Annotated in this window: 21 protein-coding genes; 9 read left to right on the plus strand and 12 right to left on the minus strand. The window is 37.7% G+C overall.

The annotated features are described in order from the left end of the window. Nucleotides 1–80: 80 nt before the first annotated feature. Nucleotides 81–1,289: a peroxiredoxin family protein gene (locus ACY651_RS05335; protein ID WP_462250464.1), complete on the plus strand. Its 1,209-nt coding sequence runs from the start codon at nt 81–83 to the stop codon at nt 1,287–1,289. A gap of 281 nt (nt 1,290–1,570) precedes the next feature. Here the strand turns inward: ACY651_RS05335 and ACY651_RS05340 are convergent, their stop codons facing one another. The 6 genes from ACY651_RS05340 to ACY651_RS05365 are packed head-to-tail and all read right to left on the minus strand — an operon-like array spanning nt 1,571 to nt 9,112. Then, on the minus strand, nt 1,571–2,188 hold the full coding sequence (locus ACY651_RS05340; protein ID WP_462250466.1) for a gluconate 2-dehydrogenase subunit 3 family protein: 618 nt from the start codon (nt 2,186–2,188) through the stop codon (nt 1,571–1,573). A 19-nt stretch (nt 2,189–2,207) separates the two neighbouring features. Next, on the minus strand, nt 2,208–3,887 hold the full coding sequence (locus ACY651_RS05345; protein ID WP_462250468.1) for a GMC oxidoreductase: 1,680 nt from the start codon (nt 3,885–3,887) through the stop codon (nt 2,208–2,210). 23 nt (nt 3,888–3,910) lie between these two features. Continuing rightward, nucleotides 3,911–5,587 carry a GMC oxidoreductase gene (locus tag ACY651_RS05350; RefSeq protein ID WP_462250470.1) on the minus strand — a complete coding sequence of 559 codons (1,677 nt, stop codon included), beginning with the start codon at nt 5,585–5,587 and terminating at the stop codon, nt 3,911–3,913. 60 nt (nt 5,588–5,647) lie between these two features. Then, nucleotides 5,648–6,538, minus strand: a complete 891-nt coding sequence (locus tag ACY651_RS05355; RefSeq protein ID WP_462250472.1) for a hydroxypyruvate isomerase family protein — start codon at nt 6,536–6,538, stop codon at nt 5,648–5,650. Between the two features lie 4 nt (nt 6,539–6,542). Next, complete coding sequence (locus ACY651_RS05360) at nt 6,543–7,772, minus strand: nucleoside permease (protein WP_462250474.1); 1,230 nt, start codon at nt 7,770–7,772, stop codon at nt 6,543–6,545. 56 nt (nt 7,773–7,828) lie between these two features. Next, nucleotides 7,829–9,112: an MFS transporter gene (locus ACY651_RS05365; RefSeq protein WP_462250476.1), complete on the minus strand. Its 1,284-nt coding sequence runs from the start codon at nt 9,110–9,112 to the stop codon at nt 7,829–7,831. A gap of 209 nt (nt 9,113–9,321) precedes the next feature. Between ACY651_RS05365 and ACY651_RS05370 the strand changes: the two genes are divergently transcribed. The 6 genes from ACY651_RS05370 (at nt 9,322) to ACY651_RS05395 (ending at nt 14,161) form a co-directional block, all read left to right on the plus strand. Next, nucleotides 9,322–10,479: a Gfo/Idh/MocA family protein gene (locus ACY651_RS05370; protein ID WP_462250478.1), complete on the plus strand. Its 1,158-nt coding sequence runs from the start codon at nt 9,322–9,324 to the stop codon at nt 10,477–10,479. 117 nt (nt 10,480–10,596) lie between these two features. Next, the gene (locus ACY651_RS05375) at nt 10,597–10,983 is read left to right on the plus strand and encodes a GxxExxY protein (protein WP_462250480.1); all 387 of its coding nucleotides are present in this window, start codon (nt 10,597–10,599) and stop codon (nt 10,981–10,983) included. Nucleotides 10,984–11,101: 118 nt separating this feature from the next. After that, on the plus strand, nt 11,102–12,157 hold the full coding sequence (locus tag ACY651_RS05380; RefSeq protein WP_462250482.1) for a sugar phosphate isomerase/epimerase family protein: 1,056 nt from the start codon (nt 11,102–11,104) through the stop codon (nt 12,155–12,157). Nucleotides 12,158–12,171: 14 nt separating this feature from the next. Further along, nucleotides 12,172–12,549, plus strand: coding sequence for a c-type cytochrome (locus ACY651_RS05385; protein ID WP_462250485.1), 378 nt, complete (start codon nt 12,172–12,174; stop codon nt 12,547–12,549). Nucleotides 12,550–12,588: 39 nt separating this feature from the next. Next, entirely contained in the window at nt 12,589–13,341 is a 753-nt protein-coding gene (locus ACY651_RS05390; protein ID WP_462250487.1) for a 3-keto-disaccharide hydrolase, read from the plus strand. Nucleotides 13,342–13,561: 220 nt separating this feature from the next. Further along, on the plus strand, nt 13,562–14,161 hold the full coding sequence (locus ACY651_RS05395) for a macro domain-containing protein (RefSeq protein WP_462250489.1): 600 nt from the start codon (nt 13,562–13,564) through the stop codon (nt 14,159–14,161). A gap of 187 nt (nt 14,162–14,348) precedes the next feature. Here the strand turns inward: ACY651_RS05395 and ACY651_RS05400 are convergent, their stop codons facing one another. From ACY651_RS05400 to ACY651_RS05420, 5 genes are all read right to left on the minus strand, one after another. Continuing rightward, nucleotides 14,349–15,119 (minus strand): 3-keto-disaccharide hydrolase, encoded by a 771-nt coding sequence (locus ACY651_RS05400; RefSeq protein WP_462250491.1) that lies wholly within the window; start codon nt 15,117–15,119, stop codon nt 14,349–14,351. 266 nt (nt 15,120–15,385) lie between these two features. Next, nucleotides 15,386–16,804 (minus strand): Glu/Leu/Phe/Val family dehydrogenase, encoded by a 1,419-nt coding sequence (locus ACY651_RS05405; protein WP_462250493.1) that lies wholly within the window; start codon nt 16,802–16,804, stop codon nt 15,386–15,388. A 145-nt stretch (nt 16,805–16,949) separates the two neighbouring features. Continuing rightward, nucleotides 16,950–17,180 carry a CcmD family protein gene (locus ACY651_RS05410; protein WP_462250495.1) on the minus strand — a complete coding sequence of 77 codons (231 nt, stop codon included), beginning with the start codon at nt 17,178–17,180 and terminating at the stop codon, nt 16,950–16,952. After that, the gene (gene ccsA, locus ACY651_RS05415; RefSeq protein ID WP_462250497.1) at nt 17,170–17,874 is read right to left on the minus strand and encodes a cytochrome c biogenesis protein CcsA; all 705 of its coding nucleotides are present in this window, start codon (nt 17,872–17,874) and stop codon (nt 17,170–17,172) included. Before ccsA ends, ACY651_RS05410 begins: the two co-directional genes overlap by 11 nt. A gap of 163 nt (nt 17,875–18,037) precedes the next feature. Then, nucleotides 18,038–18,697 (minus strand): heme exporter protein CcmB, encoded by a 660-nt coding sequence (locus ACY651_RS05420; RefSeq protein WP_462250499.1) that lies wholly within the window; start codon nt 18,695–18,697, stop codon nt 18,038–18,040. A 117-nt stretch (nt 18,698–18,814) separates the two neighbouring features. Between ACY651_RS05420 and ACY651_RS05425 the strand changes: the two genes are divergently transcribed. Both ACY651_RS05425 and ACY651_RS05430 read left to right on the plus strand, forming a co-directional pair. Further along, a complete protein-coding gene (locus tag ACY651_RS05425; RefSeq protein WP_462250501.1) occupies nt 18,815–19,870 on the plus strand; it encodes a glycoside hydrolase family 18 protein in 1,056 nt (351 codons plus the stop codon). 257 nt (nt 19,871–20,127) lie between these two features. Beyond that, entirely contained in the window at nt 20,128–21,606 is a 1,479-nt protein-coding gene (locus tag ACY651_RS05430; protein ID WP_462250503.1) for a T9SS type A sorting domain-containing protein, read from the plus strand. A 92-nt stretch (nt 21,607–21,698) separates the two neighbouring features. On the opposite strand, the gene ACY651_RS05435 is transcribed toward ACY651_RS05430, so the two are convergent. After that, nucleotides 21,699–25,253 (minus strand): LamG-like jellyroll fold domain-containing protein, encoded by a 3,555-nt coding sequence (locus ACY651_RS05435; RefSeq protein ID WP_462250505.1) that lies wholly within the window; start codon nt 25,251–25,253, stop codon nt 21,699–21,701. Between the last annotated feature and the right edge of the window lie 64 nt (nt 25,254–25,317).

The following is a 25,317-nucleotide window of genomic DNA, read 5'->3' on the forward strand; positions in this document are numbered from 1 at the left end:
TAAATGGTAGATTTTTAACAAATGCCTTTTTTTATTTGGTGGGTGTAACGGTATCTTTGCTTATTAAATAAAACTGCAGCATGAAAGTTTTACTGGCAATAATTCTATTAAGCATAAGCCCGGCAATATTTGGCCAACAGGGTTGGTGGAGTGCAAAGTTGCAGCGCAATGATGGTAATGCCATTGCTTTTACGTTTGATTGGAAAACTGAAAAGGGTAAACCCGTTTGGTATATTTATAACGCAGCAGAAAAAATAAAGGTTGATAATATAACTGCGGCCGCAGATTCATTAATTGTACAGATGCCGGTTTTTGAATCACAATTCAGGGTGGTGTACAGCAATAAAAAAATTACAGGTGTTTGGTTAAAAGGAGGCAGTATAAAAACACAGTCTATGGCTTTTATTGCAATACCCGGTAATAAAAGATTTGATGCAGTAACTAAAAGCACTAAAAATATTTCGGGAAGATGGGCTGCAATATTTGCCAGCGCAAAGGCCAACGAATTATCGGTTGCAGAATTTAAACAAACGGGTAATAAAGTAACGGGTACATTTTTAAACCCCACCGGCGACTACCGTTATTTAGAAGGCATTGTAACAAAAGATTCTTTATTACTCAGTTGCTTTGATGGAGGCCATGCTTTTTTATTTACTGCAAAAGTGGAAAGCAATAAAAAAATTAGTGGCGGTACTTTTTTTTCGGGTGCAACTTATAAAGAAGACTGGTCGGCAGTAAAAAATGCTGCTGCAAAAGTTTCGGAAGAATCTGTAGCCATGTTTGTAAAACCCGGTGAAGAGAAATTACATTTTACGTTTAAAGACCTGGGAGGTAAATCCGTTTCCATAAACGATGATAAATTTAAAAATAAAGTAGTAGTAATACAATTAATGGGCAGCTGGTGCCCCAACTGTATGGATGAAACTGCATTTTTAAGTGAGTACTACAATAAAAATAAAAATCGTGGCGTAGAAGTTATTGCGTTGGCATATGAATACACGACCGATTGGGAACGCTCTGTAAAAAGTTTGAAAAAATTTCAGGAGAGATTTAATGTGCAGTACACTATTTTAAATACCGGTGTTAGCGTTGGCGATAGTTTACGTACTGAAAAAACGTTACCGGAGCTAACACCAATCAAATTTTTTCCTTCTTCTGTAATTATTGATAAGATGGGTAGGATAAGAAAATTAGATACAGGTTTTAACGGACCTGCAACGGGCAATTATTATCTTATTTATAAAAAAGAATTTGAGGAGCTGATTGATAAATTATTGAAGGAAAATTAATGCAAATTTTAATGAATATTATTGACCATAAATATGCGGCAATAGCTTTTATATTCCAGTAGTCTTTTTTCTTTTCTTTTTTTGTGAAAAAAAAGAAACAAAAAAGCCACCCGAAAAAGATTACATCCCTTTTTCGGGATTGTTCCCTGATGAGGCTTTTGTACTACTGTACTTCAACATTGATAATTTGCAAAATTTTTTTACAAAATTAAATCCTAAAATAAAATAACAAAAATGCCGTTCACTTTTTTGAACGGCATTTCTTATAACAAAAAATATTTTTAAATAGCCCAGGCCTTATCACCTTTTTTATAAGGCAAGTTGCCATCGTATTTACCGGGAATGGGTACCCAGCGCAAAGCCTGCTTACTTCCAATTTCGGAGCTGAAATATCCCCACAAAGTTAATTGCTTCATCATGGTGTAATGATGTGATGGACTGCCTACATAGTTGGGATCCATTTCTTTTTTAGCTTTTTCCCTGGCATCTTTTTCTTTTTCGTCACGCTTGCTGTTATAATCTTTCGCTTCTTTTTCTAAAGCAATTAAAAAAGATTTACGTTGCTCCGGTGTGCTGTCCATAAAAGATTTACCGTTGGCTTTTTCACAAGCGGCATTTAAACCGGCGAGGCCATCCCCAAAAACTTTTTGCTGGGCTTCGGTGTAACAGTCAGTAACAATTGTTTTCATAAAATCACCGATCTTGGCAGCTTTTGCACCAGGTGTTGTTGTAGCAGGAATAATTGTTTCTCCCACTTCATCAAGCAATGCAATATTATCAACAGAAAAAGTTGAAGCATCTGCTGTTTTAGATGTACATCCCGATAAGAATACATCGCCACCGATTACAACACCGCCGGTTAATACGGCAATCATTTTTAAAAGTTCCCTGCGTTCCATAATTTTTATTTTAGGAGTATTATAAATTTTGTTTTTTTAATTGTTCCACTGCATAGTTAGCTGCCCTTGCAGTAAAGGCCATATAAGTAAGCGATGGATTTTGACATGCAGAAGATGTCATAAATGCACCGTCTGTTACAAAAACATTTGGCGCATCCCATACCTGGTTATTTTTATTTAATACCGAGGTTTTTGCATCGCTGCCCATACGTGCTGTACCCATTTCGTGAATGCCGTGGCCCATTGCATGACCACTGTCATAAGTATTGATATTTTTTGCTCCACCAGCTTCCAGCATCGCTACCATCTCTGATAAAATATCTTTCCGCATCTTCATTTCATTTTCTTTTAACTCTGCATCCATTGATAAAACGGGTAAGCCCCATTTATCTTTTTTAGTTTTATCAAGCGTTATTTTATTTTCATGATAAGGCAAAATTTCACCAAAACCTGTAGCTCCCATTTGCCATGGCCCGGGTTCGGTTAATGCATCCTTCAAATCTTTTCCAATATTCATTTCGGCAACTTCCCTGCTCCACCCACTGCGGCTTGCAGAACCCTGGTAACCAAAGCCACGTAAATAATCTCTTTTATCATTACCCACATTTGCAAAACGTGGAATATAAAACCCTGTTGGCCTGCGGCCGAAATAATATTTATCTTCAAAGCCTTCTATTGTTCCTGTTGCGCCTAAGTTGTAATGATGATCCATAATATTATGGCCCAATTCGCCGCTGCTGCTGCCTAAACCATCTGTCCATATATTTGTTGCCGACCGCATTAATATCCATGCAGAGTTTAATGCAGAGGCACAGAGAAAAACTATTTTTGAATTGAAGTCATACGTTTTATTATCTTCTGTATCCAGTACTTCAACACCAGTTGCTTTCTTTTTATCTTTATCGTACAACACCTGTGTAACGATGGAGTATGGCCTCACTGTAAGATTACCGGTTTTTAATGCTGCCGGGTAAGTAGAGGATTGCGTACTGAAATAACCGCCGAACGGACAACCTTCCCAGCAACGGGCTCTGTACTGGCAATTTGTTCTTTCCTGCAACGGTGCAGTTAAATTTGCAACTCTTCCAATTATCAAATGTCTTTCTCCTTTAAATTTTTCTTTTATTCTTGCCGCCACATCTTTCTCAACAATATTTAAATCGAATGGTGGTAAAAATTGTCCGTCAGGTAAATTGGGTATGCCTTCTTTTGACCCGCTGATGCCAGCAAACTTTTCTACATGATCATACCATGGTGCAATTTCGCTGTAATTTAAAGGCCATGGAATAGCTATGCCATCTTTTGCATTGGCTTCAAAATCCATTGGGCTCCAGCGGTAACTGTGCCTGCCCCATAAAACCGAGCGGCCACCAAAACGGTAACTGCGCCACCATGTAAAAGGTTTTACTTCTGTGTAAGGACTGTCCTGTTCATTAGCCCAGGCATCCATTACTTCCTCTTGTGCAGCCCAGCCCCTGTGTATTACAGGATATTTATTTTTTTGATCTGCAGTAGTACGGCCACGATGCTCCAGTTCCCAAATATTTTTATCAGCTGTTTTATAATCTTTTATATGTTCGTGTGGGCCACCCCGTTCCAGCAATAATACTTTCAACCCTTTTTCGCAAAGTTCTTTTGCAGCCCAGCCTCCGCTAATGCCGGAGCCCACTACAATTGCATCAAAAGTATTATCTGCCATGGTTAATTAATAGTGAAAATGATTTAAATATTTCCTTTCTTCAATTCTTTAACTGCATAATCTGCTGCCCTTGCAGTTAATGCCATGTAAGTAAGCGATGGGTTTACGGAGCTTGCACTCGTCATGCAGGCGCCATCGGTTACAAATACATTCATGGCATCCCATACCTGGTTGTTGCCGTTTAGCACAGATGTTTTAGGATCTCTGCCCATACGTGCTGTACCCATTTCGTGAATACCCTGCCCTACAGCATAACCTGCATCATAAGTATGTACATCCTTTAATCCTGCTGCTTCCAGCATTTCTTTTGCATCGTTCATCATATCTATCCGCATCTTTTTCTCATTCTCTTTTATCTCCACATCAAAATCAAGCACGGCTAAACCCCATTTATCTTTTTTAGTTTTGCTTAATGACATTTTGTTACTGTGGTAGGGCAGCATTTCTCCAAAGGCTGTTATGCCCATTTCCCAATTACCGGGTTCAGACAATGCATCTTTCAATTCGGCGCCAAGTGTAAACTCTGCCACATCAATTCCTCTACCACGGTGAGCACTACCCTGGTAACCAAAGCCACGCAGATAATCCCTTTTATCGCCATCTACATTTCTAAATCTTGGAATATAAATACCAGTTGGCCTGCGGCCGTAAATATATTTATCTTCAAAACCTTCTACTCTTCCATTTGCACCCAATCTGAAATGATGATCCATTATATTATGCCCCAATTCGCCGCTGCTGCTGCCTAAACCATCAGGCCATATATCAGTTGCACTGTTCATTAATATCCAGGTGCTGTTAAAACTTGATGCACAAAGAAAAATAACTTTTGCATTGTAAGTGTATGTTTGATTATTTTCTGCATCAATCACTTCTACACCTGTTGCCTTTTTTGAATTTTTATCGTAAATAAGTTTGGTAACAATTTTATTTACTTCCATCGTAAGGTTACCGGTTTTTCTTGCAGCAGGTAATGTTGCAGATTGTGTACTGAAGTAAGCTCCAAACGGGCAGCCTCTCCAGCAACGGTCACGGTACTGGCAATTGGTTCTGTCGTTATGCGGCTCGGTAATATTTGCACTGCGGCCAATAAACATGTGCCGCTTACCGTTATAATGCGTTTTAAGTTTCCCTGCAATATCTTTTTCTACCACATTCATTTCCATTGCCGGCATAAATTCTCCATCGGGCAATACATCTAACCCTTCTTTACTGCCCTGTATGCCGGCAAATTTTTCTGCATAGCTGTACCAGGGCGCTAAGTCATCGTAACGTATTGGCCAGTCAACAGCAATGCCTTCTTTTCCATTGGCTTCAAAATCCATTTTGCTGTGGCGGTAACTTTGCCTGCCCCACATAAGCGACCGGCCACCCACATGATAACCCCTGAACCAGTCCATACGTTTTGTTTCTACATAAGGATTGTCTTTATCACTTGCCCACATGCCCATGGTAGATTCATTTAAAGGATAATCCCTTTTTATAACCGGAAAATCTTTTATCATCTGCTGTGTACGGCTATCACGATGAGGAAATTCCCAGCTTTCTTTTTGAGCATTTACATAACCTTTTATATGCTCAATATCCGGTCCTCTTTCCAGCATTAAAACTTTAAGCCCTTTTTCGGTAAGTTCTTTAGCGGCCCATCCACCACTGATGCCGGAACCAACTACAATTGCGTCGTAAGTATTGTCTGCCATTTTTAATTGTTTATTTGTTAATTAGTTTAATAGTTGATTAGTTTTTATAGTAGTTTACCTTCATACGTCACAAAGCTTCACTGCTTTTTTTAATGCTTTTATTTTATCTTCTGTTGTTGTTGCTGTTGGCATAAACTCCTGTGCTAAATATCCTTTAAAGCCGGTATCTGCCACTGCTTTTATTATGGCAGGATAAAATAATTCCTGTGTTTCATCTATCTCGTGCCTGCCCGGTACACCTGCTGTATGATAATGACCAAAGTATTCATGATTTTTTTTAATGGTGGCAATGATATCCCCTTCACTTATTTGCATGTGATAAATATCGTACAAAATTTTAAAATTGGCTGAGCCCAGTCTTTTGCACAATTCAATCGTCCATTTGGTATTATCGGCCATGTAATCCGGATGGTTTACTTTGCTGTTAAAAACTTCTATCTGGATAATTACGCCACGTTTTTCTGCCAAAGCCATAATCTGTTTTAATCCATCCACACAGTTTTTCAATCCTGTTTCATCATCCATCCCTTTTTTATTGCCGCTAAAGCAAATTAAGTTTTTATAACCGGCATCAGCAACCAAATTTATATGGTCGGTATAATTTTTTATTAATGTGGAATGATACTGTTTGTCATTCCATCCTTCTGTTAAACTAATTTCGGCGCCATTGCACATAGATGAATCGAGACCGTGGCTTTTTAAAACATTCCATTCTTTGGGGCCAATTAAATCAATAGCTTTCAATCCAATTTTTTTTGCAACAACGCATAACTCTTCCAGCGGTAAAAAACTGTATGTCCACCTGCAAACGGAGTGGTTGATGTTTCCTTTAAGTTTATACATCTCATCATTATTATTAGTTGCTAACGATGCTAATGGGTTGGCGGCAACTGCAACAGAGCCAACAGCCAGTTGCTTTAATAATTTTCGTCTTGATGATTTATTTTCCATTTATTTAAATAATATTTTTCTTTTTTTCATCTTTAAAAAAAACAGCAAATAATAAAAATACGCCTGCCGCAATAGCAGATGGAATTAACCAGATCATCTTATAATCAAAAACCTTCTCAGAAATTTTATACGCATCGGTAATTTTACCCGCTATCGCAAAACCAATCAACATACCAATACCATAAGTGGCCAATGTAATTAAACCCTGCGCTGCACTTTTATATTTTTCGCCTGCTTTGGAGTTGGTATAAATTTGGCCTGATACAAAAAAGAAATCGTAGCAAATACCATGCAATGCAATACCAATAATTAACATAAAACTCAGTTCGCCAGCATTGCCATATGCAAATAAAGTATAGCGCAATGCCCATGCCAGCATGCCCACTAAAATTGTTTTCTTAAACCCAAATTTTGTAAAAAATACAGGAAGCAATAATAAGAAAAGCACTTCGGATATTTGACCAATCGTCATTTTACCTGTTGGGTTTTCTACACCAATATTAGAAAGAAACGGATGTGCATTTTGATAATAAAATGCTAAAGGAATACAAATGAGGATTGATGCAATAAAAAACACAGCAAAATTTTTATCCTTCAGCAACTTCAACGCATCTAACCCAATTATCTGGCTGATGCTAACTTTTTCGCCGGTGCTTTTTGTTGGTGGGGTTTTTGGTAAAGTAAAACTGAATACACCCAATACAGCAGATGCAATGCCAGCCATAAGAAAAGTATTTTTCAATAAACCATTTGCTGTATTATCTGCACTATCCCAATGAAAAAGATAGCTGATAAGTAACCCTGCTATTATCCATCCAAGTGTGCCCCAAACACGTATGCTGGAAAAATCTTTTTCAGGATCTTTCATTTGATTGAATGAAACAGAGTTTACTAATGCCAGCGTAGGCATGTATAAAATCATATATATCAAAACATAAGGATAAAAAACTGAAATATCTGCAGCATTATACATTTGATACATCAGCACCGCACCGGCAATATGTAAAAAGCCCAATATTTTTTCTGCATTAATATACCTGTCTGCAATTAACCCAATAATAAACGGCGCAATTATAGCTCCCCATGATTGCGTTGAAAATACTTCGCCTATTTTACCACCTGATGCATTTAAATTAGTAGATAGAAAGGTTCCCAATGTAACAAACCAGGATCCCCAGATAAAAAATTCCAGGAACATCATTGCGGATAGCTGTATGCGGATAGTTGATTTCATTAATAAAATGCCACTCTAAATTTAATCAATTATTATAAAATATTTGTTATTATAAATTATGCCCCATTTGCAGCACTTACTTTCTTGCTACGCATGTAAAAATATAAACCGGCAAATGCTGCTATTAAAATTACTGGGATAATTAAAGTAGTATTTATAATTTCGGGGCCTGCTGTTTTATTTGCTTCGGCTAAAGCTGCTTTCATTTGTTCTGTTGCTTCGGGACTGTTGTATAATTTTAAATCAGATCCTGCAGGTAAATGTGCAGCAATTTTATTGTCATACACCCCTCCCATAAAAATTGTATATACCGAAACTGCAAACATACCTGCGCCACCCATTAAGTTTAATCCTACCGCACCGGTTTTAGGCAAATTTTCGGCAACAAAACCCAGCATAGTGGGCCAGAAATAACAAACTCCCATACCAAAAATTAATGCGCCAACAAAAACCATATTACCTCCGGAATGCCCTAATATATATAAGCCAAGTGTAGCTAATATTGCTGACATTAGTAATACACCCTGTGGAGCAAGGCTGTGTACAACCGGGCCTGCAAAAGCACGCCCAATAACCATTATACCTGTTGATACTGCCAGTATTAGTAATGAATTTTGAGTAACATTATTTAATAAAACTCCAATCCACTGGCCGGTAAATAATTCTGTTATTGCAGTGCCAAACATGCAAACAATCATAAAAATAAAAAGAGGACTGGCCAATGCTTTATACATGCTGGCAGTTGAAACTCCGCTTGCTACTCTTTCGGTAACCGGAAATTGCTCTTTCATAAATAACCAACCATATAAAAAAGTTGGTATCAGCATTAAGGCAACTTGTATCTGCCAATTGATTCCCTGTTGGCTTAAAAAATAAACTATCAACGACCCAATTACTATACCACCCGGAAACCATAAGTGAAAGTGATTTAATTTGGTTGTTTTATTATCGGAATACAATGCAGTTACTAATGGATTACAGGCGGCTTCCACTGTTCCGTTTGCAATACCAATAAGTAATGTGGAAATAAATAATGCCCAGTAAGGACTGCCAAAGCTACCTGCGAAAATAGTTAACAGAATTCCTGAAAGATGAAAGATAAAAGCCATTACCAGCAACTTTTTCATCCCAATAATATCAACAACCATTCCTCCAATAATTACAGCAAGAGGAAAACCCCAAAAGGCAGTTGCAGTAATAGTGGAAATTTCAGACTTGTCTAAATTAAATTGTGTACCCCAGGTGCCGAGTAAACCGGCACGAATACCGAATGATAGTGAAGTTACCAATAGAGCCAAACAGCTGGCAACAAATAATTTGTTTCGGTTTATAGCTTGCATATCGATTTTTAAAGCGGTAAATAATTACTTCGTAAATATAATTTTTATACTAATCAAAAAATCAAATAATAAAAAAAATGTTTTATCGCAACCGTTTGCGGTTGCCATTTTTAAAAATTTATAGCAATAACTTTAATAAATTTTTTATTTTTAATTTTCAATAAAATCCTCCTCATTAAAATAGTATCACTATAACTTAAAATAATATTATGCAAAGAAAATTAAGAATGGCAATGATCGGTGGCGGCAAAGATGCTTTTATTGGTGGAGTACACCGCCTTGCCATGAATATGGATGGCCAGGTGGAATTGGTTGCCGGGGCATTAAGTGTAAATCCGGAAATTGCTTTAGACTCCGGTAAATCTTTGTTTTTAGAAGAGAGCAGAATTTATACCGATTATAAAGTGATGCTGGAAAAAGAAGCCGCCATGCCTGCTGATAAAAAAATTGATTTTGTAACTATCGTTACACCCAACTTTGTACACTTCGATCCGGCAATGATGGCATTGGATAAAGGTTTTAATGTGGTAATTGAAAAACCCATCACTTTTACTTTAGAGCAGGCAAAGCAAATAAAAGAAAAGCTGGATGCAACCGGTTTAACTTTATTATTATGCCACACTTACACCGGTTACCCAATGATAAAGCAGGCTAAACAATTATTAAAAGCAGGCTCGTTAGGAAAAGTAAGAAAAGTTTTTGTGGAATATCCGCAGGGATGGTTAAGTACTTTATTAGAAAGTACGGGACAGGCACAGGCCAGCTGGCGCACCGATCCTAAAAAAAGCGGCAAAGCTGGTTGCATGGGTGATATTGGAACACATGCTTTTAACATGGCAGAATATGTTACCGGTTTGCAGGTAACAAAAATTTGTTCCAACTTAAACATTGTTGTAGAAGGCCGGATGCTGGATGATGATGGTGCTGCATTTTTAAAATTTAACAATGGTGCTACCGGAGTTTTAATGGCTACACAAATTGCCGCAGGCGAAGAAAATAATGTTAAGATAAGAGTGTATTGCGAAAAAGGCGGACTGGAATGGAAACAGGAAGATGCCAATACATTATTGGTAAAATGGCTGGATAAACCTACTGAAATTTACAGAACTGGCGGCGCATACAATTCTTCTTTTGCGGCACACAACACCCGAATTCCTGCTGGCCACCCCGAAGGATATTTAGAAGCCTTTGGAAATTTATACCGCAACTTTGCATTAACTGTAAGAGCAAAAATTGATGGAGAAAAACCAAAAGAAGAATGGTTGGATTTTCCGGGAGTGGAAGAAGGGATACGGGGAATGGCGTTTGTGGATAATGTGGTAGCATCATCGGAGAGTGAGGAGAAGTGGAGGGAATTTGTGGTGTAGAGGAAGCAGAGGAATGGCACGCTGAGGGCAGAGGACGCAGAAAAGAATTTGTGGTGTAGAGCAGGCAGAGGGATGGCACGCTGAGGGGCAGAGGACGCAGATAAGAAAATTAATTTTATGGAGATAAATGATATTACAGGAATTATAATTGAGGAATCAATAAGAATTCACAGAGATGTTGGGCCTGGTTTATTAGAATCTGTTTATGAAGAATTATTATTTTACAGATTAACAAAGCGTGGGTTAAAAGTAAACAGACAACAACCCATTGTTTTTATTTACGAAGATGTGAAAATGAATATAGATTTGCGGTACGATTTGATGGTGGAAGAAAAAGTATTGGTAGAATTAAAATCGCAGGAAACAGTTCCGCCAGTGGCGTATAAAATATTTAAAACTTATTTGCGACTTACGAATATTACCATAGGATTACTGATAAATTTTAATGTAGAAGTTTTAAGAGAGGGCATTAAGAGAATTGCGAATGGTTATGCAGAGCCTTGAATTTTGGCACGCTGAGAGGCAGAGATTGCAGAGAAATATTTAATAAAAACTTCAGCGCCCTCTGCCTCCCTGCGTGCCAATTAAAAAAATAAACCACAGCGTGGATTAAACAAAATATATGCAAACAATAAAAGGCCCCGCCATTTTCTTAGCACAATTTCTGGATGATAAGCCGCCATTCAATACTTTAAAAAACATTTGTACCTGGGCAAAAAGTTTAGGTTTTGTGGGAGTACAAATTCCTACATGGGATGCAAGGTGCATTGATTTACAAAAAGCTGCCGAAAGTAAAACTTATGCAAACGAAATAAAAGGATTGGTAAACGAATGCGGCTTAGAAATTACAGAACTGAGTACACATTTGCAGGGGCAATTGGTTGCAGTAAACCCGGCTTACGATACCTTGTTTGATGGCTTTGCACCAAAAGAATTACATGGTAATTATGCAGCCAGAACTGCATGGGCTGTGCAACAATTAAAATATGGTGCCAAGGCTTCGCAAAATTTAGGATTGAATGCCCACGCTACTTTCAGTGGTTCTTTGCTGTGGCATACTTTTCATCCGTGGCCGCAGCGCCCTGCCGGTTTGGTGGAGGATGGCTTTACAGAATTAGCCAAACGCTGGATGCCCATTTTAAATTATTTTGAAGAATGCGGTGTAGATGTTTGTTACGAAATACATCCCGGCGAAGATCTTTTTGATGGCATTACTTACGAAATGTTTTTAGAAAAAGTAAACAATCATGCCAGGGCCTGTTTGTTGTACGATCCCTCACATTTTGTATTGCAGCAGTTGGATTATAAACAGTACATTGATTTTTATCACGAAAGAATCAGGGCTTTTCATGTAAAAGATGCAGAATTTAATGCCACCGGAAAGCAGGGCACTTTTGGCGGCTACCAAAGCTGGCTTAATCGTGCCGGAAGATACCGCAGCCCCGGTGATGGACAAATTGATTTTAAAACTATCTTTAGCAAATTAACGCAATACGGTTACAAAGGATGGGCAGTAATGGAATGGGAATGCTGCATTAAACATCCTGAAGATGGTGCAAAGGAAGGTGCTCAATTTATAAAAGACCATATTATAAGAGTTACAGAAAAAGCATTTGATGATTTTGCAGAAACGGGTAACAACGCTGATTTTAATAAAACTATTTTAGGATTACAATAAATAAAAAAATAAAGATGAAAAAAAACATTTTAATTATTACACTGGCTGTTTTTTGTTTTGCATGCAACAGCGGAGGCAGCAGCAGTGAAAAAACCGGTGAAACAAAATCTGTGGCAGACAATCCTGATTATGAAAAAGGATTGGCTCTAACCACCCAATCAGATTGCTGGGGATGCCATAAAATAAGTGAGGTATCGATAGGGCCTGCTTATAAACTAATTGGACAGAAGTATGAAAATACAGAAGCCAATATTAATTTACTGGCAGAAAAAATTCAAAATGGCGGATCGGGTGTTTGGGGATCGGTACCCATGGCGGCACACAGCAGTTTATCAAAAGAAGATGCAGTAGCTATGGCAAAATATATTATGCTGTTGAAAGATGAAAAATAAATTTAGCTAAACCATTTTCTTACATTTTAAATTATACTGATGAAAAATAAATTTATCGTTTCTGTTGCCGCACTTTCAATTTTAATAGCCTGCAACAATAACACCGATGCTAAAACCGAAAGTAACGCTACAACCTCTACAGAAATGAAAACAACTGATAATGACAGTGGCTGGGTTTCTTTATTTGATGGTAAAACAACTGCAGGCTGGCACAGTTACGGTAAAACCACAGCCGGTGATGCATGGAAAGTTGCCGATGGCGCTTTGTATTTAGACACCACAAAAAAAGAAGGCTGGCAAACTACCGGGGGCGATATTTGCACTGCCGATGAATACGATAACTTTCATTTAAAATTAGAATGGAAAATTGCGGCCAAGGGTAACAGTGGTATAATTTTTTATATTAACGAAGACACCGTTAAATATAAATACTGCTGGCAAACCGGCCCCGAAATGCAGGTGGTGGACAATGAAGGGCACCCTGATGGGAAAATAATTAAACATAAAGCCGGTGACCTGTACGATTTAATTAGTTGCAGTACTATAACTGTAAAACCAGTTGGCGAATGGAATGAAGCAGAAATAAAATGCAACAACGGCAAATTAGACCTGTATTTAAACGGCACCAATGTTGTTAGCACTACTATGTGGGATGATAGCTGGAAAAAAATGATTGCCGGCAGCAAGTTTAAAGACATGCCCGACTTTGGTACAATTAAAAAAGGGCGTATTGCTTTACAGGATCATGGCAATATGGTTTGGTACAGGAATATAAAGATTAAGAAGTTGTAAAAAAATGAATAGAAAATTCCTGGTTAATTACCGGGATTTTTTTATTGGGTGTATTTTAATTTTTGAAGACAATATGTATTTGCACTAATGCATTGTGGTAGAATATTTTTTGTAAAACAATGTGTTGAAGAGTTTGCATACAAATTGTTTTAAGTAAAAAAGTAGCGTATTTTAGCGTAAATACATATGTTGGGCGCTACTTTAGAAAGACCATTTAAGTATGAAAATTATATTGACAGGATTAGCACCAAAACTTCTTGATGCTTGGACAGAGTTCTTTAGCAATGAAGAAAATGTATCAGTTGTTGAAAGCGACATTACAAAAATTGAGTGTAATGCTATTGTTAGTCCTGCCAATTCATTTGGTTTTATGGATGGTGGACTTGATTATGCTTTATCAGAAAGGTTTGGTTGGGACTTAGAAAAGAAACTACAAAAAATAATTAAAGAACTCCCAGAAGGTGAGCTTTTAGTTGGACAAGCTTTGCTTTTAGAGACAGGAGACAAAATAATTCCTTTTCTAATTTCTGCACCGACAATGCGTATTCCTACAAACTTCAATATTGATACTTCTATAAATGCTTACTTAGCAATGAAAGCAATTTTAATCAAAGCAAAAAGTGATAATAGAATTTCTTCTGTTGCGGTTCCAGGACTTTGTACAGGAGTAGGACGAATGCAGCCAATGATTGCAGCAAGACAAATGTTCCAAGCATATAAAGAGATTATACTTGGACAAAAAATGGACTTTGCATCATTTGGTGAAGCTCAAAAATATCATTGGGAAATAAACCCACAAGCAATGATTTGGACACATTAATATACAATTCACTCCTCCTTGGGTACCATCGTTTCGTTCGCAGTACCCAATCCTCGCCTCTGCTTGGTTTTCAACCAGCGGCTTATGCTTCAACTTACACTAAAGTCTTCGTATTTTACAAACAAAATGTTCGTCAGAATGATTGTTGTCTCTCATATCAAGACCAAAGAAATTAAAGTTTTTCTCCTCACAACTCCCTCACCCAAATATTTCTATAACTAATCGGCTCACTCGGGTCGCCATGATCTTGTAATTTTATTGGTGCGGCGCCATGTTTTTTATAATAAGGTTTGCCAATGTAAACGGTTACGCCTTTTACTTCTACATTATTTTGTACCAGCACACCATTTTGCAAAGCTGTAATGCGGCCGTTGGTTTTTATGGTGCCGTCTTCATTAAATCTTGGGGCCGTCCACACAATATCATACGATTGCCATTCGCCGGGCTTTTTGCAGGCATTGGCCAAAGGAACAGCTTGTTTGTAAATACTGGCTGCCTGTCCGTTTACATAAGTTTTATTATCATAATTATCCAGTACCTGTATTTCGTAGCCTTCATCACCTGGGCCTGTAGCCGCTAAAAAAACACCGCTGTTGCCACGTGCCTGTCCGCTGCCGGTAATGTTTGCAGGTATGCGCCACTCAATATGCAACTGGTAATCGGTAAAAGATTTTTTAGTTTGAATATTACCGGTTCCTTTTTTTACAGTGATGGCTTTTTTGGCTACGGTCCACATAGCAGGTTTTGTACTGTCTTTTGTAGAAACCCATTCATCTAAATTTTTACCATCAAATAAAATGATAGCATCCGATGGCGCATCGCTGTTGGTTTTTCCGGGTTGTACTTTTACAGGTTCGGGGCTCCATACTTCGGTAAGTTTAGGGTCGCCTTGCTGAGCAAAAGAAAAACAGGTACAAAATATTGCTGCAGTAAAAAGCATTAAAAATTTATTTTTCATATTTTTTTTTTGAGGTATTTTTTTCAGTTTTTAAATCTAAACAAATCTATTGCAATCTTTTTAAAAAAAGATAAATGAAAATTGAGGTGGAAAAATAAAGCAACGCCTTGGTTCGTGTCTCACGAACCTGTTTTTGCCTGATCGTGGAGGGTGATTCGTGAGACCCCGGCCGCAGCATTGCAGTTTGGTTCGTGAGACAGGAACCAAGGCAAAGCAAAAAAAATCCCGGTAAAAACCCAGGATTTTTTATAAATCATTTTAAATTTTTATGGAAATATGCCTAACTCATTATAACTGTTGGCTACTTTATTAATGGCACTTACATAAGCTGCCGTACGCATGTCAGGTATGGTGGGGTTATCTTTCCAAATCTGCATAATTTCTCTAGTTGCAGTAATCATGGTTTCTTCCAGGCCGCTGTGTACCAAATCCTGTTCTTCGGGGCCATGCATAATAAAATCCCTTTCTTTCTGGCTTACTTTTTTACCACTCAGTTCTTCAATTTGCCCAAGTATATGACCATTTAAATTTTCGGCAAAGCGTTTTTCCAAACGGCCATAACGCACATGGCTTAAATTTTTCAACCATTCAAAATAACTAACGGTAACGCCACCTGCATTTAAATACATATCCGGTACGCATAAAAGCCCACGCCTTGTAAATTCTTCATCAGCCTCAGGCGTACAGGGCCCATTAGCCGCTTCACCAATAATTTTTGCTTTTACCCTTGGTGCATTTTCGCCATTGATAACATTTTCTAATGCAGCCGGAATTAAAATATCGCATTCCAGTTCCAATGCATCTGTATTTTTTGCAAGGTTGGTTGCGCCGGGAAAATTTAAAATAGAACCCGTTTTTTTACGGTGCTGAAAAACTTCTTCTTCATTCAATCCATCAGCATTCATAATAGCACCTTCATATTCTGCCAGTGCAATTACTTTTGCGCCTGCTTCTCTAAAAAATTTTGCGCTGTGATAACCCACATTACCCAAACCCTGCACCACTACTTTTTTTCCTTCAATGCCTACAGATAAACCTAATTTTTTCATTTGGTCTTCCATGTTGCATACTTCACGTATTCCAAAGAAAACGCCAAGACCAGTTGCTTCCTTACGGCCACGTACACCGCCTTGGGTAACAGGTTTACCGGTAACACAACCGGCTGCATCAATTTCGCCGGGTTTTAAAGAAGTGTAAGTATCAACTATCCAAGCCATCTCTCTTTCTCCTGTTCCATAATCGGGTGCAGGTACATCAATGCCGGGGCCAATAAAATTTTTCTTTACTAACTCTGCTGTATAGCGGCGGGTAATTTTTTCCAAATCATACACGCTGTATTTTTTAGGGTCGATAGTAATACCGCCTTTCGCCCCGCCAAACGGAACGTTTACAATCGCACATTTAAAAGTCATCAATGCGGCAAGCGCCATTACTTCATCCAAATTTACTTCGGGGCTGTAGCGGATACCGCCTTTGCAGGGTGCTTTGTGGTGACTGTGCTGTACACGGTAAGCTTTTATTACTTCTATCTTATCATTAACTTTTACAGGAAAATGCATTCTTAATACAGAATTACATTGTTTGATCTGTTCTAACAATCCTGCATCCCAGGTAGTGAATTTTGCTGCTTTATCAAAGCTTTTTTCTACGCTCTGAAAAAAACTGTAGTGCGTTTCTGCTGACATAAAATGTTTAGTTTAATTTTTGCAATCGTTGTTTTAAATTTTTTATTTTTATAAACTGGCTGGCAAGTCAGTTTAATTATCTTTTGCCCCCATCCCCTGAAGGGGAGCATATCTTTTAAAATCAAAAAAATCTATACTTGATAAATCAGTTTTCTTTTTCAATTTTACTTATTTTTCTATCTATTAAAAAAACATAAATGAATAAGCCGGTTAATATAGTTAAGCAAACTGCTACCACTACATAAATTTTTCCGTTGCTACGCATCAGTTCTTCTGATGTAGAATTGTTTTGTGCAAATGAAATGATGCTGCTGAATAAAAAAATAAATACCAGCAACATTTTTCTAAGGCCTAATGACCAATGATTATATTTCATTCAGCAATGATTTATCTTTTAATAATTGTATGCGTATTTTTAAAGTGGTAATCCACACACCCAATAAAGTCCAGCCAATAACTGCAGGGTAAAAAATCATGCGCATGCCTGCATCCAAATCATTTTGTGCATTTAATGCCGGGTTGCCACTGTCGCTGCCTGGTGCCCCGGGATGTAAACTTCCCACCATTCTTGGTATAATCCAAATACTGGGGAAGAGCATTACAAAAGCAAAAATATTATACACTGCACTTACCCTTGCTCTTTTATCCATATCAGTAAAACTTCCTCTTAACACAAAGTAAGCTCCATAAATTAATAATGCAATAGCGGCACCAAGCAATTTGGGTTCTTTTAATACACTGCCCAGGCTTTGGTTTTGATCGGTTAGCCAGGTATAGTTTGCCCAAATAGCGCCGGTGGCATAACCCAGTATGCCCATAAAAGCACCCACGGCTGCAAAGTGCCGGGCAAAAATATCGTTGCGGTAATTGGAGTTACTTAAATATTTAATACTGTACACAAAACTGATGATAAACAGTATCATCATGGCAAACCACATGCACACATGAAAATATAAATTGCGGATAGACTGATGAATAATGGGCAGATCGGGAACGCTGACTAAAAAACCTGCAACTACAGTGTAGATCAATAAAGCAAAGGATAATATTTTCCACCAACTTTTCTTCAAAAGGAAGATTATTTTTTAGTGGCGCAAAGATAGGGTAGAGTTTTCAGTTTGGAGTTTTCAGTTTGGAGTTTTTTGGATTTTATCTCCGTTGGTTAAGTTGTATTTATTTATCAAAAAAGTATGTACATTTAAAATATCTGCATTAACCTTAGAGATTTTTGCTCTAATCCTTCCACAAGTACGGAAAAAGCACTACTGCCATTGCAATTACCAGCACATCTAACCCAATTATTAAAGCGCTTAACTGCATAACAGCCCCCTCCCTGAAAACTTCTGCAAAAGCCACTTTACTTAATTTCATCAGCATTAATAATTGCGGCAAAATAATAGGGAAACCCATAATGGCAATTAATGCGGCATTCTGCTGTGCCTTTGCTGCAATGGCACTCATTAATGTAAAAACTAAACTAATACTTATGCCGCCTAAAATTACAATGCCGGTAAATTGCAACGTATTATTTACGGGGTTGGTTAAAAAGAAAAAGAATAATGCTAAACTGATACTGCTCATCAGCACCATTAATAAAACATTATAAATAATTTTGCTGATGATAAATTCCACCGGCGATGCTATAGAATAAAAATACAGCATCCTTCCTTTGCCTTCCTGTAAAAAACTTTTAGCTACAGCATTTACACAAATAAATAACTGAATTATCCAGAACAAACTGTTCCAGGTAGCGCCATCCGGTTTATCAGGAAAAGATAAATAAATTACAAAGACTGTTGAAGCGATGTATAAAATTATACCGTAAAAAGTATGCTTCTGCCTGAACTCGAGCAGTACATCTTTTTGCAATAAAGCGTAAATGCGTTTAACCACAATGCAAATTACTAAGATAAAATAAAAAGTTGCTTAAAATTTCAATCCCGGACATTAGAATGAATTCAGCGATGGCTTTTATTTTTTTTATTATCTTCATAGCCTTATTCTAAAACTATGACCAAACAATTGCGCTATCTTTTTTTTGCAAGTATGTTAATTACATTTGCCTACTCCTGTAAAAAATCTGATACAACCCCAACACCTCCTCCTGTTAATACTGTTATTGCTCCGCCACCGGCATTTGGTTTTTATGTAGTGGGATATTTTCCATCTTACAGAACGGTAGCGGCTGTGCCTGATATTAAATTCAGGATGTGCAACGTTATTAATTATGCTTTTGCTACTGTTAACAGCACAGGCAGTTTGGTATTGGGCAGCAGCAGTCATTTGCTTGAAGTAAAAACAAAAGCCAAAGCCAATAACGCAAAAATATTTTTAAGCATTAACGGTGCCGCTGCAGATTTTAAAACGTTGGCATCTGCTGCAACCGGCAGAACTTCTTTAATTAACCAAACCATGAATTTAGTAAGAACTTATGGGCTGGATGGTGTGGATATGGATTGGGAATTTCCTTCCACCACCGATGGTACCGATTTAACTTATACTGCTTTAATGAAACAGTTAAGTGACAGTTGCCATACCGGAAGTAAATATTATTTAACCGCAGCCATTACCGCAGGAAAATATGCAGGGGGTATTCGTGATGCCATTAAAAGTGAATTGTGGCAGGGTAATTATGTAGATTGGTTTAATATTATGAGCTACGATGATTTTAGTACCACTGCTCCATACAAACAACATTGCGATTATACTTTGGCAACAGTAAGTTTAAACTACTGGTTAACTACAAGAGGAATGCCTGCGGCAAAAGCCGTGTTAGGCATTGCAGGTTATGGCAGGCCAAGCGGCATCACACAAACCAATACGATACTAAGCTACAGCGATATTTTATCAAGAGGTGCTAACCCACAATCCGATTCTGCAATTGTTACCAATGGTGGCTTTACTAATTACACCATTTATTATAATGGTATGGCTACTGTAAAAAAGAAAGCTATGCTGGCCAAACAAACTGCCAATGGTATAATGCTGTGGGAAAAAAGCCATGATGCACATGATAATAACTCCTTATTAAAAGCTGTTTGCGATACCATCGGAAGAGCTTACTAAAACATTTATTTCTTTTTATTTTTTAAGAAAGCAACCCAAATGCCACTGCAGGCATCTTACTAAAACTAACCAGGTTAAATTTTTAACTGAGGACAAAGGCAGTAGTAGTAGTAATTCTATTTTTTTGTAGGATAATATTGCAAAATACAAAATAGTAAAAAAAAGAAAAATATAAAGCAATATGTTTTTAAAAATTGTTGTTTAATTTAAACCCAATTTCTTCTGTATTCTTTTCATTAAAAAAAAGTTCAAATAATATGAAATCTATTTTTACAATTGTAGCGTTACTGTTTTTTTGCATTAGAGCAAATTCTCAAACAGCTATTACTGCGGTAAGTTCAACCACTGCTGCAGCCGCAACAAATTTTAGTTATGTAGGCGGAGCAAATACCTACAACTGGGGTCTTACACCCAATAACTCAGTAGTGTCAGTTGGTGGTTTTACTGCAGGAGTGCCCTACTCTTACGCCAGTTTTTTAACAGGCACCGTAAAATTAAGGAGGGTAAATAATGCACTTACAACAGGTAATTTTTCTTTAGTATGGGCAGAAGTGGTGAACGTTGCCACAACTTTTAATATGTTTCCGGAATATCAAAATGATATGGAGCCATTTTTTAACAACCGTACTTATAATAAAGGCACTGATAATTTTTTTGATAACACATCTGCCAACAGCAATAATATAGAAAGGTTAGACTGGATTTTATCCAGCAGTTATTCTACACCCAATCCCTCTTTGGTTGGCTTTGCGGTATTTGAACGTGGTGCTGCAGCAGCACACGACCCATTTTGTATAGCTGCAATAACTGCAGTAGATGGGTTAGGTAACCCAAGTGCATACAGCAATATTGTAAGGGTAGTGGCAGCAAATTATGGCGAGCCTGGCCCTAATGTTACTTACAGAATTTTAAAAGGACAGGTGCCAGCCAATTTGTTAGATGCAGGAACGGGTACCCAAAACCGTGGTGGCCTGATTGTATCGCTACAAGATCTTGGTGTTGCGGCTAACACTCCTATTTATGGTTACTCTCTTTTTGCAAACGATCTGCCGGTTGGTGCAACTCCTGCCAATCTTGTTGACTTTACCAATACTACTTTTTTTCCAGTTAACACCGGCGGACCTGGAGGAATTGATTTAGTTGCTGTAACAGGCATTTATATTGCCAGTTCTTTATTACCTACACGTTTTATTAGTTTTGATGCAGTTGAAAACAACAACAGCATCAACTTAAAATGGACAGTTGAAAACGAAGTAAATGTAAACAGGTACGAAATAGAAAGAAGTTCAGATGGTGTAAATTATTTTAAAGTAAATGAATTGCAAAGCAATAGTAATAGCGCTAACATCAAATCTTATTCAATAACAGATAATGTTGCATTAATAACTGCTGAAAGATTTTACTACAGAATTAAACAGTATGATACAAACGGTAATTTTTATTACAGTAAAATAATATCAGTTAAAAGAAATAATAAAACTGCATCGCTCCTGCTATATCCAAACCCGGTTACTGCAAATTTATTTGTAAATGTTGTAAACTATACAACTGATAAAGCAACTGTTGCCGTTATAGATGCAGCAGGCGCACAGGTAATTTTGCAAACAGTACAATTATCTAATGGTAATAATTCTTTTACTGTTGATGGCGTTGAAAAGCTTGCAAAAGGAGTGTATCAGCTCTCCGTTAAATACCAATCTGGAAAAGTGATTACTAAGCAATTTTTAAAACTGTAATTTTTTATAAATCTTCTGCCCTAATAAAAAAAAGCCGTTACATTTTACTGTAACGGCTTTTTTTAGCCAACTACCACTTGATTACTATCTTCTTATTCTTTTATTAATTTTTTGTTGCCGCCGTTTGCTGTTTGCAGCAAATAAACACCTGAAGGCAACTTATTCATATCAACAACTTCAACATTATTTTTAATAATAAATGTTTGCACTGTTCTGCCATTAATATCTGTAATTTTTGCTGCTGTGTTCATCAGGCTTCTGTCATTTATTTGCAGGGTAGCTTTATTTTTTATTGGGTTAGGGTAAACAGTTACTGTTCCATCCGCTTTATTAAGCAGGCTTATACTGTTACTGTAACTAAACTTACCGTCATTATCTACCAGCTTTAGCCTGTAATAAACAACACCTTCATTATTGTACGTATCAATAAAATCGTAGGTATTGTTTACAAAACCTTTTGCATTTACCGTACCAATACTTTTAAAGTTGCTGATATCATTACCTCTTTCTACAACAAATTCTTTTAGGTTTACTTCGTTTGATGTAACCCATTGCAGCAATTTAATAATACCATTACTTTTACCGGAAAAGCTTGCCAGGGTTAATGGCAATGGTGCATTAATTCCGTTGGTATGCACATAAAAACCACTAAACCCGTTAACATCAAATGTTACCTGCCACCTGCTTAAGGTACTGTTGAAAACAATATTGGCATCAACCGGGTTAATTACTTCGCTTGCCCCGGAATAGTTGCCCGGTGCTGTACCCGTACCATGAAATTGTGTAATAATTAATTTAGCAATGCCTGTTGCATCTGCAGCAGATGTTGGCAATGCAGGCTTTGTTCCTCTTACCGCATTATAAGCATTAAACTCTGCCTGTGTAAAATACAGGGTAACCGTTCCTGTGGCCGTTGATGGATTTGTTGCCGGTGTAATATCATAATGGCGCTGTACATAAGGCTGGCCATTGTAAGTTTGTACTGATGCATCAATTTTTACACAAGTATTTACTGTACCCGTTAATGGAGATGCGCCAGATGGATTAACCGCAGCAATTAAATTACAACTGCCATCAAGATAATTTGTACCCGGGGTTTGTATTGTTGCAGATTGACAAACCTGTACACCGCCAGCGGTGCCCGCTAAACTTGCCGGTGCAAACACAGTACTTGTTCCTGTTACATTACCTGCGGCCCAGTTGGAAGTAGCACCAGTTAATGAAATATTATTGAGTGTGCCGGTAAAATTATTACCGCTATTATCTTTAGCTGTGGTAATACCTGCATTATTTGAATTTAAAAAACCCTGGTTTAGTTTATAGTAGCGAATTAAACCTGTTTGAACAGCCGTATTTAATGCGCCGCTCATATTATTTTGAATTTCACTTTGGCATAATGTTCTATTCCATATCCGTACTTCGTCAATAGTGCCTAAAAAATAACCGTCTAAACTGGTTGTATTTCTTTTGCGAACGCCTAAATTGGCTCCATCAACTAATATTATTCCCGGATCGCTAAAACCAAAATTATCTGTATTTACTCCATTAATAAATAGTTTGGCTGTGGTAGCAGAAGTTCTTTCAAAAGCCACATGCGTCCAGGTATTTAAAGGAATAAAACCTGTAGTAGTACCTATTACCAAGCCAACACTGGCGGCATTACGCAATACAATCTCAAACCCGGTATTAGTTCCAGCTAGTTTTGATAATGCAAACATTTGGTTTAACGATGAAGAATAACCTTCTGAGTAAATAGTTTGATTAGCAGCATCACTTGTTGAATATACCCAACTTTCAAAAGTAAAATTGTTTAGGTTGGAAACCGGCGTAGTGGAAAAACCAATATTATCATCTATACCATCAAAATTTAAACCGCCGGCAGCAAGGTTACAATTACCCGTAGTATTACCAATTGCCCAATTTGATGTTGCGCCTGTTAATGCAAAGTTTGTAAGTGTGCCAGTGTTGCTGTTACCACTTGCATCTGTTGCTGTAGTTACTGCAGTATTGGCTTCGCCAACATAACCCTGGTTAAAATGATAAAGCATAGACAGATCTGTTTGGCCCAACGGATTCATTTGGCAACTCATATTATTTTGAATTTCACTCTGCACCAATGCCCTGCTCCAAATACGTACTTCATCCATATCACCTTTAAAATACTCGCCATTATTTGTACTGCCTATTGCAAAATTTGTGGCAGGCACAGAATGAGTAGTGGATGATGGAACATCCTGTGCTCTTACAATTCCATCTACATAAATTTTACGGTTAACACCATCATACGTTACCGCTACATGATGCCAGGCTCCATCAAATAAATTAAATCCTGCGGTAGCATATAAATCATTGCCCCACCAGTAATTTACTAACCCAACACCTTCGGCAGTTGTTCTTGTTCTAAATGCATTTACCTCATTAAAATTGCCATAATTGCCCCAGCCTGCAATGCCATGAGGTGTAGAAGGATCCTGAGGTTTTATCCACGATTCTATTGTATAGGTAGCGTTACCCACTGGCAATGCTGTTGGTGAAGCCACTGTAATTTTATCGTTAAGGCCATCAAAATTTATACCGGTGGCTGCTGTACTAAATTGCATGACGGTAACTTTTTGTCCATTGCCTGCATCTCTGTAAACTACATAAGGTGTACTGCCAATAACTGCTAAGCCGGTATATTCCGCAATGCCGGCAGAAAAACCTGCAGCTCCAACGTTTACCCAATTGGTACCATCAAATTTCATGGCGTTTGCTTTTTGGCCATTAACAAAATCCTCATAAACCACATAAGGCGTTGTACCAATAAAAGCTAATTTATTATATTGAGATGTGCCTGCACTAAAACCAATTGCACCCACGGTTACCCAATTGGTACCGTCAAATTTTTTAACTGAGGCTCTATTACCATTTGCAGCATCCTGGTATCCGATATAAAGAGTACTTGCACTGAATGCCATAGTAATCCAACCGGCACCACCAGCCGAAAAGCCTGCTGCACCAACTGTTACCCAACTAGTACCATCAAATTTTTTAACAGTTGCTCTTCCTGCTAAACTATTATCATAATAACCAATGTAAGGCGTAGTGCCATCAAATACCAAACTGTTGTAGTATGCTGCAGCGGTTGATAAACCTGCTGCACCCACTGCTACCCAATTGGTACCATCAAATTTCATCACAGTTGTTTTTTGTGCATTACTGTAATCTCTAAATGCTATGTATGGAGTACCGTTGTTTATGGTTAAGCATATATCATCGGCCTGCCCTGCAGTAAAACCCACTGGCCCTACACTTACCCAACTGGTGCCATTAAATTTCATTACCGTTGCTTTGTTACTGTTACCTGCATCACGGTAAGCTACATAAGGTGTGCTGCCATCCATTGTAATGTAATTGTATGGAACCTGGTTAGCAGTAAATCCTGGAGTACCTACATATACCCAACTGCTGCCATTGTATTTCATTACAGATCCTTTAAAACCATTTCCCTGGTCTAAAAAGAAAACATAAGGAGTAGTACCATCGGTTGTAATGCAGGTAAAATTACTGCCCCCGGCAGAGAAGCCTGCAGTGCCAGTGTTTACCCAGCTTTGTGCAGTAGATAATAATGTGGTTAGGAGAAATAAAAAGGTAATTAACTTTTTCATGTGTTTTTTTAGTTTGGATTTTTGAGTAAATATTAAAGAGGAAGATCTCTTTTTAAATAAGTAT

It is taken from the genome of Ferruginibacter sp. (assembly GCF_031391665.1).
Taxonomy (GTDB): domain Bacteria; phylum Bacteroidota; class Bacteroidia; order Chitinophagales; family Chitinophagaceae; genus Ferruginibacter.